This window comes from Candidatus Hydrogenedentota bacterium, assembly GCA_035416745.1.
Lineage (GTDB): Bacteria > Hydrogenedentota > Hydrogenedentia > Hydrogenedentales > SLHB01 > UBA2224.
In genome coordinates this window covers 21,399-34,334 of record DAOLNV010000064.1, presented here as the reverse complement: position 1 = coordinate 34,334, position 12,936 = coordinate 21,399, and the positions used below count along the sequence as shown (strand labels likewise).

Annotated in this window: 10 protein-coding genes; 8 read left to right on the top strand and 2 right to left on the bottom strand. The window is 62.6% G+C overall.

The genetic code is table 11. The features are described from left to right. Nucleotides 1-291: 291 nt before the first annotated feature. From PLJ71_16730 to PLJ71_16695, 8 genes are all read left to right on the top strand, one after another. Nucleotides 292-1,542 carry a serine/threonine protein kinase gene (locus PLJ71_16730; protein HQM50335.1) on the top strand — a complete coding sequence of 417 codons (1,251 nt, stop codon included), beginning with the start codon at nucleotides 292-294 and terminating at the stop codon, nucleotides 1,540-1,542. Between the two features lie 161 nt (nucleotides 1,543-1,703). Then, the gene (locus PLJ71_16725) at nucleotides 1,704-3,098 is read left to right on the top strand and encodes a hypothetical protein (protein HQM50334.1); all 1,395 of its coding nucleotides are present in this window, start codon (nucleotides 1,704-1,706) and stop codon (nucleotides 3,096-3,098) included. Between the two features lie 207 nt (nucleotides 3,099-3,305). Next, nucleotides 3,306-4,286, top strand: a complete 981-nt coding sequence (locus PLJ71_16720; GenBank protein HQM50333.1) for a sugar-binding protein — start codon at nucleotides 3,306-3,308, stop codon at nucleotides 4,284-4,286. Beyond that, the gene (locus PLJ71_16715; GenBank protein HQM50332.1) at nucleotides 4,283-5,272 is read left to right on the top strand and encodes an ABC transporter permease; all 990 of its coding nucleotides are present in this window, start codon (nucleotides 4,283-4,285) and stop codon (nucleotides 5,270-5,272) included. Before PLJ71_16720 ends, PLJ71_16715 begins: the two co-directional genes overlap by 4 nt. A 32-nt stretch (nucleotides 5,273-5,304) precedes the next feature. Beyond that, entirely contained in the window at nucleotides 5,305-7,557 is a 2,253-nt protein-coding gene (locus PLJ71_16710) for a hypothetical protein (GenBank protein ID HQM50331.1), read from the top strand. Between the two features lie 464 nt (nucleotides 7,558-8,021). Further along, entirely contained in the window at nucleotides 8,022-8,603 is a 582-nt protein-coding gene (locus tag PLJ71_16705) for a hypothetical protein (GenBank protein ID HQM50330.1), read from the top strand. A 72-nt stretch (nucleotides 8,604-8,675) separates the two neighbouring features. Then, on the top strand, nucleotides 8,676-9,683 hold the full coding sequence (locus tag PLJ71_16700) for a polysaccharide deacetylase family protein (GenBank protein ID HQM50329.1): 1,008 nt from the start codon (nucleotides 8,676-8,678) through the stop codon (nucleotides 9,681-9,683). A gap of 109 nt (nucleotides 9,684-9,792) precedes the next feature. After that, complete coding sequence (locus tag PLJ71_16695) at nucleotides 9,793-11,550, top strand: arylsulfatase (protein HQM50328.1); 1,758 nt, start codon at nucleotides 9,793-9,795, stop codon at nucleotides 11,548-11,550. 29 nt (nucleotides 11,551-11,579) lie between these two features. Here the strand turns inward: PLJ71_16695 and PLJ71_16690 are convergent, their stop codons facing one another. Then, the gene (locus tag PLJ71_16690; protein ID HQM50327.1) at nucleotides 11,580-12,614 is read right to left on the bottom strand and encodes an HDOD domain-containing protein; all 1,035 of its coding nucleotides are present in this window, start codon (nucleotides 12,612-12,614) and stop codon (nucleotides 11,580-11,582) included. 132 nt (nucleotides 12,615-12,746) lie between these two features. Beyond that, a partial coding sequence (locus PLJ71_16685) for a hypothetical protein (protein HQM50326.1) occupies nucleotides 12,747-12,936 on the bottom strand: 190 nt, incomplete at its 5' end.

Here is a 12,936-nt window from a genome sequence, read left to right as displayed (position 1 = left end):
AAGGCTGGTATGTTCCGCGCCTTTGGCGCTGAGGAGATGACAACGGTATCGTGGGTTGTATGTCACGCGCCTTTGGCGCTGAAGAGGTGACAACGGTATCGCGGGTTGTACGTTCCGCGCCTTCGGCGCTGAAGAGGTGACAACGGTATCGTGGGTTGTACGTTCCGCGCGGTTGGCGCTGGGGAAAAACGCGGTTCTCCCAAATGACCGGCACACCGCTTTGAAAATCTTCCGTCTTACCCGGTACTCTTGGCATCCGGCAGATAACGCGCGGGAGGTGCGCCTGTGAGCATGTCTTTCAATCGCCGGGGATTTCTTACGGCGGCGCTGTCACCGCTTGTTCTGGGTACGGCTGGAATCGCGCGGGCGCAGCAGAGTGCCGCCCGGATGCGGCAGCCGGGCCGGATTCTGTTTACGTCGCAGGGCAAGACTGTCTTGATCAAAGCGGACGGCTCCGGTCAGCGTCTGTTTAACTTTGATGTGCCCGGGCAGGCGACCTGGCAGCCGGGCGGTTTCTTCGCCGATGGCCGCAGGATGCTGTTTCTCAGCATGGAGCCGCGCCGTGACGGGCCGGGCAAACCGTTCGCCGAGTATTACCACAAGACCCTCACCCGCCTCTGGAGCTACGACTTCGAGAACGAATCCCTGACGGAGATCGCCACCCGGGACCGGCTGGCCGTCTTTTACACCCCCCAACTCTTGTTGAACGGCGAGCGCATCCTCATGCAGGTCGTTCGCGATGAGGGCGCCCAGGTCTTCAACATGAAGCTTGACGGGACGGACGCCCGCGAGTTCACCCGGCTGGGCGAGGGCGTCCCGTACGGATTCGACCTCAGCCCCGACGGCCGCCGCGTGGCCTATCATCTCGCCAGCCCTTCCGGCTACCAAATCTGGACCAGCGATGCCGAGGGCGGGAACCGGACCCTGGCCGCCAGCACTCCCGACCATCTCTATTTCTGCCCGCAGTGGTCGCCCGATGGCGAGTGGCTCGCGTTCCAGGATTGCCTCTATCAGCAGGATCCCGGCCATGACTGGTCGGACCTGTGCGTGAGCCGTCCAGACGGGTCGGAACGCCGCTCTCTGACGGAGGGGCAGGCCCTGTGGTTTGCCGCGACGTACGGAAACCCTGATAATCGCGGAGGCGGCTCGAACGTGCCCGTCTGGACCCACGACGGGGCCATCCTCTGCTCGTACCGCTTGCCGGGCTCGAAAGTGGCGTGGGAATTCCAGGCGGACCGGCCCGACGTAGACCATTTCAACCGGGATTTCAAACCGGAACTCGCGCGCGGCGGGGCCGAGATCCGCCGGATCGAGCCTCAAACCGGCGAAACGGTCCGCCTCACGCGGTCCGACCCTCCGGTATGGGATTTCCGGCAGAGCGAATCGCCGGACGGCGCGCAAATCGTGTTTTGCCGGGCCGAAACGGGCGGCGTCCCGGCCATCTGGGTCGCGAATTCGGACGGGTCCAATCCCCGCGAGCTTACCAGGGGATTGGACGGCCGCGGCGCCGACCACCCGCAATGGGTGCCCGAGCCGGCATGATTGTTCCGAGAGAAGCACTCGCGGGCCCAAACAGCATGGATGGCGCTGTCATTGTGGCCTGTCTCTGATCCCTCGCCTCTTGCGTCCGTGCTACACTGGTTTCGCCATCAATACGCGCATCAAACATATCCACAGCGGGATAGGGGTACGGGGGAGAGGTCATGAACCACACAGGTTTCTTGACAGGCGTCGCGATCGCGGCGGTTCTCATGTTTGTGGCGTCTGGGACCGCCTGCGCGGCCACTGCGGCCGTTGCACCCGGAGATTTCACGTATCTCGGCGCGTTTCGGCTGCCTGGAGACGGCGAACGGCCCGAAACCTTCGGCTACGGCGGCAACGCCATGACGTTCAACCCGGCCGGCGACCCTTCCGGCGGCGGCGACGGGTTCCCGGGCTCGCTTTTCATCATGGGACACGAGCGCCTGCCCTACGGCGAGCTCCCCAACGGTAACCAGATTGCCGAGGTCTCGATCCCACGACCCGTAGCTTCAAAATCCCCAGGCGCGCTTCCCCGGGCGGAGTTTCTGCAACCGTTCCGCGACGCGGCCCGGGGACTTTTCACGGAGTACTGCGAGATCCCGCGCATCGGCATGGAACTCATCACGGAGCCCGCCACGGGACCCAAGATTCACCTTGCATGGGGACAACACTGTCATGAAGACGCATCGGCTCAGGCGCCCACACATGCGTGGATCGACCCCGACCTGTCCAATCCGAATCCCAAAGGCCCGTGGTACATCGGCAACCAATCCTTGTACAGCGTCAACGGCTATCTCTTCGAGATCCCGAAAGACTGGGCCGATGCGCACGCGGGCGGGCGCCGCATCGCCACGGGACGCTACCGCGACGGCGGCTGGTCCGGCCAGGGACCTGCCCTGTTCGCTTACCTGCCTTGGATAGGAGACGACGGGTCCCCCGCCGCGCCGGGTACGCGTCTCAAAGAGACGACACTGCTGTTGTACCGCAACTCGCGCGAAAGCGAAGACGTGGTCAACCTGGCCATGCGCGGCTACCAGCACGCCGATGAATGGGAGGGCGGCGCGTGGCTGACCACCTCGACCGGCAAATCCGCTGTCCTTTTCGCGGGCACCAAAGGCGTCGGCGCCAAGTACTGGTACGGGTGGGTGAACCCCGCGGGATCCGAATCGCCCTGCGTCGAGACGGAATTCGTTGGCCAGTTCAACGTGTGCCGCGCCGCCGACGGCGCCCCATGCGCCGGGGCCGACCTCGAAGGCTGCGCCAACCACAACGATTTCCGCGGCTGGTGGTCGTCGCGCATGGAAGCCCAATTCATCCTGTACAACCCCGACGACCTCGCCCGCGTGGCGTCCGGCGAGGCCAAACCGTGGGAGCCCCAACCCTATGCCCGCGTGACCATCGACGACCGCCTTTTGCTCAACCCCGGCCGCGTCGAGGAAGACATGCTCGGGACGGGGGCCCAGCGCCGTTTCCGCATCAGCGCCGTCGCTTACGATCGCATCCACGACCTCCTGTATGTCCTCGAACCCTTCGCCGACGACACCAAACCCGTTGTCCACGTCTGGCGCGTTCAGTAAGACGAGGACGAGGGGCAGAGACCGCCGTTGCGGGAGCGCGGTAGCCAATCATCGCAGGATAAAGCAATGCGGATTCCAGCCGCGGATGCTCCGCGCTGGGTTATCTGCCCGAGAAGCCAATGGTTTCCGGCGCTTTGCACCGGCGCGGGATTCGCGCTACACTTACGCTCCGGTGTGGTGCGACCTTAACTTGGGGGAGGACGAGCGATGCGTACGCTTGGGATGGGTCTTCTGACAGCAGCCGTGATTCTCGGCGGATGCGGCGGCCAACAGCAGCAGGCGGGCGGAACCGGCGCAGGAGCGCGCCAAGGCAAGATTGCCGTCGCCTTCGTGACCAACAACGCCTCGGACTTCTGGAAAATCGCCCAGGCAGGCACCGACAAGGCAGCCAAAGAGCTCGGCTGCGAAGTGCTGTTCAAGATCCCGCCCCAGGGAACCGCGCAGGAACAGAAACAAATCGTGCAGGACCTGATCACCCGCGGCGTGTCGGGCATCGCCATCAGCCCCAAAGACCCCGAGAACCAGACGGCCATGCTCAATGAAGCCGCTTCCAAAGCGAACCTGGTCACGCAGGATTCGGATGCGCCAAACAGCAACCGCATCTGTTATATCGGCACGGACAATTACCAGGCGGGCGTTGCCGCGGGGGAACTCATTAAGAAGACCCTGCCGGACGGGGGCGAGATCATGCTGTTCGTGGGCACCCTCGATGCCCAGAACGCCCAGGATCGCAAGAAGGGCATTGAAGACACCCTCCAAGGCTCCAACATCACCATTCTCGACACGCGGACCGACGAGACCGATCGCATGAAGGCCAAGGCCAACGCCCAGGACGCCATCACTACCCATCCTGAGCTCGATTGCCTTGTCGGGTTGTGGAGTTACAACGGCCCGGCTATCCTCAGCGGCGTGCGCGCCGCGGGCAAGCTGGACGTGGTCAAGATTGTTTGTTTCGACGAAGAGGCCGAGACGCTTCAGGGCGTCAAAGACGGGCATATCTCGGGAACCATCGTCCAGCAGCCCTTCGAGTTCGGTTACCAGTCGGTGAAACTGCTCGTGGACCTCGCCAAAGGCGACCGCTCGCGCGTTCCCGCGGACCAGCGGATCATCGTGCCGGTGAAGACCATCACCCAGGAGAGCGTTGACGAGTTCTGGGCGCAACTCAAGGAGCAGACGGGCAAATCGTGAGAAAGGTTCTGGGCCTTGCCGGGCTGCTCACCGGCCTCATCATCATCGCATGCTTCTGGGAATACTTCCAGAACGGGACCGTCAACTTCCTATCCCACCAGAACGCCCGGAGCCTGCTGCCGCTGATCGGGCTGTTCGGCATACTCAGCCTGGGGCAGGCGTTCGTGGTTATCACGGGCGGCATCGACCTGTCAGCGGGCAGCGTGGTGGCCCTCATCGCGACGCTTGCGGCCTACCTGCTCGACAAGGGCGAGGGGCGGAGTCCGTGGGTGGTCATGCCGCTGGTACTGGGTTTGTCGGCCCTCATCGGCCTGTGGCACGGCGTGTTGATCACGAAAGCCCGGATCCAGCCCTTTGTGGTGACCTTATGCGGGCTGTTCTTCTACCGCGGCTTCGCGCGGGTCATTGCCCAGGATGCCACCCAGGGGTTCGGGTCGGCCACAACCTACCCGGTCTGGAACTGGCTGGCCAACGGTTTCGTTCCGGCCGAAGATTCCGTATTGCCGGTACCGTTCATCATATTCATCGTGTTCGCGATCATTACGGCGGCATTCTTTCATTTCATGCCTTACGGACGGCACATTTTCGCCTTGGGCGCCAACGAGGAAAGCGCCCGGTTCAGCGGCATTCGCACGCAGCAGCTCAAGATCTTCGCCTACACCATGTGCTCGTTCATTTGCGGTATCGGCGCGCTCCTGTTCGGATTCAACATCAATTCCATCGGCCCCGCAACGTTCGGGAATTTCTACGAGCTCTACGCCGTCGCCGGCGTGGTCCTCGGGGGCTGCAGCCTACGGGGCGGATCGGGTAACATATTGGGAGTGGTCATCGGCGCAGCCCTCATACGGGTGTTGATTAACCTGGTAACGATTTTGGATATCCCAAGCGAACTGGAATACGTGGTCATCGGCGGCGCGATTCTCATAGGCGTGTTTGTCGACGAGTTTCTTTCGAGCCGCCGCAAAACCCGCGTCAGCGCCGCGTAACGCGTCTTCGGCGCAAGGAAGGAACCGGGCACATGGTCTATGAGTATTCCGGATACCTCAAAACCATCCTGTACGTACCCGATGAAACCAAACGGGAAGAGACGGACCATATCGCCTTCGGACCCGACGATCTCGCGCACTGGACCACCACCGATCTGCCTGCGTTTACGGAATGGCTGCGCATTCCCGTCTCGCGCAGCCGAGCGGACCACGCCGTCGAGCTCAAAGGCAAATTCGAAGACGTGCGCCGCATTGACCACTTGCCGTCGGATACGCCGTCCTACTGGGTGCCCCTTGGAACCCTCGGTGCGCGGGACGAGCGGTGGCCTATCGATCTCAACCGGTTTCCCATCCTGGAGATCACGTACCGGTGCACAAGCCAGAACGCGCGGCTCGCCTGCGTCTGGACCTACCCCGGCGGACTCGCCTTCGACGCCCTCCAGCCTACGCAGCGCTGGCGCATCGTCGCGCGAAAGATCCAGCACGGGGGTTTCCCCGAGCAGCTCGACGCGCTCGTGCTGCGCTTGTATTCGACGGCGCGCGCTACGGAATCCATCGAGATCCGCGAAGTGCGGTTTCGCGCCATGACCCCCGAAGAGGCCCAAGCGTGCGAACGGGACGCCGAAAAACTCGCCAGCGCCGCCCCGCCTCCCCAAGCCTCTGTACTGAACGAATTCCTCCCGCTGGGGGTGCACGTGGATGCGGAGATGGCGCAGCGGCTCGCCCAGACGCTCGGCATATCGATCAGCGAATACTGGCAACTGCTGTTCGAAGACGTCGTGCGCCACCATCAGAATTGCGTGGCTATCGAGAACGCCGAACGGTTCACCCAGGAAGACTGGAAGGAAATGCATGCGGCCGCGCTCGAGTACGGCGTCAAATTCGTGCCTATGTACGGCCTGCCGCTGGCCGACGACCCGGATGTTCTCCGGGAAACCGTCGACGAACTGGTGCGGGCGAATGCGAATGTTCCCGGCGTTCTCGCGTGGGGGCTTAACACCGAACCGCGCGAACAGGATTTCCAGAAACTCCTCACCGTGCGCGATTTGGTTTACGAAGCCGACCCCCAGCACCCCTTCGTGATCACGACGCGCGACCCGGGCAAGTTCGCGCTCCTCGCCCCCTATTTTGCGGCGATGGGCATCAATCACTTTCATTCGCGCAACTCGTGGGGCGTGCACGAAGTCCTCGAGACCCATCTCAAACTCAGCCGCGGACAGCAGTTCTGGGTGGTGGCCCCGGGCTTTGTATGGGGCAGCGGCGCGCCCGAGTGGTCCACCTGCCCCGAGTTGCGGCTGATGGTGAATTCAGCGTTTGCCACGGGCGCCCGCGGTTTCTTTACGTACGCGTTTCACAACGTGCCCGTCTGGATCGGCGGCTCATGTCAGCGGACGCTTACGGGACCTTTCCTGACTTTCAGCGACCTCTGGCAGGAGCTCGATCAGCGCATGCAGCGTGTCAACGCGGTCGCTCCGCTGTTGCTGGGCGCGCACCCCGAACCGATTCCCGAGGGCGCCTACACCATGACCCTGCGGTCCGAGGAGAAGGCCCGATTGCCCAATGGCGTGCCCCTTATCCGGGCGTCGCGGCTGCGGGGCGATGGTTACAGCATGGTCTTCCTCGTAAGCCACGATATTCGCGGCATGGCCTCCATCAATCTCAGCATCAACAAGTCATTCGTCGAGGAGTATGAAGTATACGACATCTCAGACTTCATACAGAATCGCGAGTGGGAAAGGATGCCCCTTGAACGGCATCTGGAGATGTTCCCCGGTCAATCCCACGTCCTGTTGATAGCGAAGCCGGAGTCATGCGCCCACTTCCGCGATGTCATCGCCGCCCGCCTGATGGAAGAGGACCGGCAGCAACTTGCCATAAACATGCGCCTGGCCCGCCAATACAGCATCGACGTCAGCCCCGTTGAACAACTTCTCCAAGGGCCGCTCGGCGGCGATACGCTCGAGGCGCTATCCCACACGGATCGGGCTCGCGACCGTCTTCTCGACCTTCTCTACGAGAATCCTGAAATCAGCGATGCGCGCAGCCGGATCATCGAGGTGAGCGCGGCGCTGTGCGCATGCGACGGCGCCCTGTGCCGCCTTCATGGCCAGGGCAAGACCGAACGCGCCCACGAACTCGGGCTGAAACTCCTGCCGATCGCCCGCGAATTGACCCATATGCGCCTCGAATTGCGCCATGGCCGCGGCAAGCACGTGCTTAACCAGACCCAGAGCCTTTCACAGCGGGCGCTCGAGCTCGTCAACGAAATCCGCGCACAGGCCTGACGCGCCGCGAGCAGGTGGGAGCGCCCCACGCGTCGGCGCCGTGGGTTTCGTTGCGGCCAACGGCCGCGCCGGGTCCTATCGGTCGTATGAGTCTTATGAAACATCTCGAGACTCACGCTGAACTTTTTTGAACGACCGCCATGCCATCGACTGTGGGCAGGTTGACGCCGTCTGCGCGCATTTGCCATACTCATTTCGGTATTTCTGGCGGCGTGCGCGGCCATCCCGAAGGCCTTGCTGCCGCACACCGGCTGTGAAACGGAGAAGAGACGGTACTCAATCGGGACCCACGAGCACGCTGCGCAAGATGACCTTGTATGAAGAACACGCCCCACGCGGTACGCTTTCCGGCGGCCTTCTCAAGACTTTCACCTCCATCACGGTTACCGTGCCTGGCGAGAACCCCGTAACCCCCATGGGGCGCCTCGGCCTCCGTCACTCGAACAACAAAGGCAAGTAGGCAAGTGTACGTCGTGCCCCCGCGCGTTTCAGAAACCCAGGCCGAGCGCTGGTTTCGCAAACGGAGGTTCGGCGCGGTGGGGCGGCTCCTTCGCCCCCTGTTTCCCCGAAGGCGCCTCGCGCAGGGCGTTCTTCCCCGTCTCGAACTGATCTGGATGCCCCATTACCTCTTCACGATCCGGGCCAAGGCGCCGGACGGCAGCGAAGGCCGGCTGCAGATGTCCATCGACGCATATGCCGGCGTGTTCATGCTCGTCAAGCTCGCGGGAGAATTGGACGAAGGCGACCCGCCCGAGGCCCTGTTTCCCCCTTTGATGAGCCCCAAGGAGGCGGAAGCGAAGGGGCGCGTCCAGCTCACCCTGTCGTTGCTGCGGCGCCGCGGGCACCGCGACAGGCCCACGCCTCTCGAGACGCAGGATTGTCAACTCTTTTACTGCCCCTTTTGGACGTACTATTATGAACGCATGCCCGGCGCCATCGACATCGTGGTCCTGGACGCCGTATCGGGACAAAAGGCAGGGGCCAGGATGAAGGCCGCCGTGCTCGAGGCGTTCACGGCCGCGAGCGGCCGGAAACCGTCCGAATGAGCCAAGGAAGTGACCGGAGCGTTCGTATGATGAGCGCCCGTTCGGAACCAATAACCAAGGAGCACCGAGACCATGAGATCGATCATCATTGTGACCCTATTCACGTGTTGCCTGCTGGGCGCCGCCTGGGCCGCCGACGAAGCCCAGCCCACCTACGCCGAAATGCTGGGATGGGAAAAAGGCGCCAAGGCGCTCATTTTCCATGCCGACGACGCGGGCATGTCGCACGACTCGAACATGGGCGTCATCGAAGCATTCGAAAAAGGCGTTCTCACGTCCACGAGCACGATGATGCCCTGCCCCTGGGTGCCGGAATTCGCAAAGTACTGCGCCGAGCATCCCGATGTCGACAACGGTTTACATCTCACGCTCACGTCGGAGTGGGAGAATTACCGCTGGGGACCGTTGGCTGGCAAGTATATTGTGCCCGGCCTGGCGGACCAGCAGGGTTGCCTGTGGGATAACGTCGAGCTTGTCGTCAAGCATGCCACCGCCAAGGAGATCGAGGCGGAGATTCGCGCGCAGATCGACCGCGCAAAGACCATGGGGCTGCCCATTACGCATCTCGACACCCACATGGGCACGGTCTACGCCACCATGGAGTATTTCGCCGCGTACGTGAAGGTCGGCAAAGAAATGCACATTCCCGTCATGATCCCCGGCGGCCATTGCACGCTGGCCCAGCAGGATTACGCCGATCTCGCCGACCAGTTCCCAGCGATTCGCGAGGTCGCGAAATCCGTATGGGATTCGGGTCTACCGGTGATTGACGACCTCTACGGCGCTACCTATGGGTGGAGGACCTTCGAAGAGAAAAAGGCGAATACCATCGAGCTGCTGCGCAACCTTCAGCCCGGCGTAACGCAGATCATCGTCCACTGCACGAAGCCCAGCGAAACGTTTGAGTTCATCTCGGTGTCCGGCGATACCCGCCTGGCAGACCTCGAGATAATGCTCGATGAGGACGTCAAGAAGACCATCGAGGAAGAGGGTATCGTCCTGACCAGCTGGCGCGAATTGAGCGAACGCCGCGCCAAAGTGGGCGCGGCCACAGCCAACCCTGCGGGAGGCAACGGCTGACGCAGTTCTTTGAGTGAAGACCTGCGGCCGCAAGAGTGGCGCGGTCGGGAAACCGCGCCACAGCGGGCGGAAACCGCGCCGCGGCAGGATGCACACATAGAGGGCCGACATGTCCAGACCTACACGACGGACGTTCCTGAAAGGGCTTGGCCTCGGGGCCGGGGTCTTGGCCGCGAACTGTGCGCACAAGCCCGAGGAGATTTCTGCACCCGGGGCGCCGGCGCCCAGACACGCACCGTGGGAGCGCCCGAACGTCATCGTCATTCTGACCGACGATCAGGGTTACGGCGACGTGGGCGTTCACGGCAATGCCCAAATCCGCACGCCGCATCTGGATCGTTTCGCGGATGAGGGCATCGACCTCTCCCGCTTCTATTGCTGCCCGGTGTGTGCGCCCACGCGGGCCGGTTTCATTACGGGCCGCCACTATTACCGTACGGGCGTCATCCACACGGCATGGGGCGCAGCCAAGATGCACGGCGACGAAATCACCCTTGCCGAAATGCTCCGTTCCGCGGGATACGCCACGGGCCTGTTCGGCAAATGGCACCTGGGCGACAACTATCCCATGCGTCCTCAGGACCAGGGTTTCGACACGTGCCTGTGGCACAAGTCCGGCGGCATCGGACAGCCCCCGGACAAGCCAAACAGCTATCTGAACCCCAAGCTCTGGCGCGGGGCGGCGCCCGTCCAGGCACAGGGTTACTGCACCGACATCTTCTTCGAAGCGGCCCGCGAATTCATCGCCGCCAACCGCGCCCGGCCTTTTTTCGCCTACATAGCCACCAATGCGCCGCATGTGCCCCTCGAGGTTGCCCGCGAATATGTTGAACCGTATGCGGCCGCGGGATTGGACGACGCCACCGCCCATGTCTATGGCATGATCACCAACATCGATGAAAACGTGGGCCGGTTGCTGGGCTGGTTGGACCGCGAAGGCCTGCGCGACAACACCCTGGTGATCTTCTTCGGCGACAACGGCCCTCAGCAGGAACGGTACACGGCGAATCTCCGCGGACTGAAATCCTGTGTGTACGAAGGCGGGATTCGCGTCCCCTGTTTCATGCAATGGCCATCGTTCCTCAAGGGCAAACGCAGACTGGATTCGATAGCCGCCCACATCGATTTGACGCCGACCATCCTCGAAGCCTGCAAAACCGCCCCCCCCGCGGAGACGGTCCTGGACGGTGTAAGCCTTCTGGCTCTGCTGCGCGGCCAGGAAAAGGCGCCGTCAGACAGGCGTCTGTTTCTCCAGTGCCACCGGGGGCTCTCTCCCGAGCGCTACCACAACGCCGCCGTGGTTACGAACCGCTACAAGCTGGTGTGTAACCCAGGCACCTTCGGTCAGGAAAGTCTTGATGCCGGCAAGGCCTCCGTCTTCGAGCTGTACGACCTCGAGGAAGACCCTGGCGAACAAGACAACGTGGCGGGCGCGCACCCGGAAATCGCATCAGCCCTCAGATCCGCGTACGACGCGTGGTATGACGATGTGAAAGCGTCGCGCGGGTTCGCCCCAGGCCGGATTCACCTGGGTTCGCCTCACGAGAACCCGGTTCACCTGTGCCGCTACCAGGACCAGGCGAACACCGGCAAGAGACCCCGTGGATGGCCCGTGTGCGTCGAACGCGGCGGGTTATACGAGGTCACCTTCGAGCGCGGCGAGTCGACCGCCCCGGGCACCATGCACGTAGCCATTCAAGACAACGAAATGATCAGCGTGCTTGCGGCGGGGGGAAACTCGGCGGTATGCGCCCTTCCCGAGGGCGAAGGGCTCCTGCGCGTTTGGATAGAGGAACCCGGTAAACCGGCAGCGGTCTATGTCGATAACGACACCCTGGGAGACGTAAGCGCCCGTTTTCTGGAATAAAAAGCCCCGTTCTTCCCGAAACGCGCGAGCTACGCGGCCACGATATCGAGCAGCGTCTCCACCGCTTCGTGGACGCGTGTTTGCACGCGCTCGAGCTCTTCGGACGACAGTCCAAGCTCCGCAGCCTCGGGATCGTCCGCCCTCAAGGGCTCGTCGCCGCCGTCGAATGCATAGCCGCACGCCTCGGCAACGCGTTCCGCCATGCGCACGATCAGCACCGGCGTGCGCCATTGCGGGACAGGCACGTGCTGCGGACGGGGGTGAAAGTAGGTGGTGAACGCGAAGGTGTTCGGCAAGTTCCGTTCCAGAACGACGTGAATGCCAGCCAACGCATGGTACTTCACTTCGAACTCATGAGCGATTGCGGGCTCCTCTCGCAGGCGGCTGGAAAGCGTAACCGGGCTCCGCGCGATGATGTTAATCAATACGACCGCTCCCAGGTCGTGAAGCAAGCCCGCCAGAAACATTTCATCGGCTTCTTCCGGGCACTTTTGACGGGCGATTTCGTACGCTGCTTGCGACGCGGCGACTGTATGACGCCATAGAGCTTGCAGTGTTTCGCGCTGAGACGGCTTGGCGGCCCGGTAAAGCCCGCTGTACGCGATGGCCTGAACCGTCCGCACAATCTCCCTCACCCCCAACCGCGCGCATGCCTGGTCAAGGCTCGTTACTTCATGGAGCCCCCCAAACGCCACGCTATTGGCCAATCGCAACAACTTGGTGGCAATGACCGGGTCCTGGTTGATCGCCTCGGCGATGTCTGTCATCGTCGATAACGGATCGTGCGCGAGCGAAACGACGCGCTGGCACACGTCGGGCAGGAGAGGCAGATCGTCGGCGGCTTTCCGCAGCCGGTTAAGGATCTCTGACGGTATCGAGCCGGCGGGAAGTATCTCCCGGATATCGGGCTCCGTTTCCAGGCGCTCGGACAACAGCCCCTTGGGCTGGCTGCGCAACAGAGACACGTTCAGACACAGCGGACAGGCGTACAAGTAGACCTCAGCATCTACGCCCATGCCCCGCCGTATATCGGCCGGACCTTCACAATACGCACACGTATTCATTGTCTCCCTCCCGCTTCCCGCTCCAGCCCTTCGAGCGAGAAATGCCGACCGCGTCCGCGTGCGCTCAGAGCTCATGACCCCCTTACGCACGGTATTTTACCAGTAAAGACATTGCAGATCTAGACCCTTCATCTAATCGCGTCCAATCCTCGGATAATGTGAAGCAAAGTAACCTATACCCTTTGGCATTCCGGGTACTGGGCTGGATTTCAACACATTGAGCAGCTGAGATGAGAGCGGCGCCGCCGTCTTGTGTTTCAGCGCCAGCGGCGCGGAAACATGCCGGCCCAGGCCGAAGGCGTGGCGGAACGGATTCTCCGGC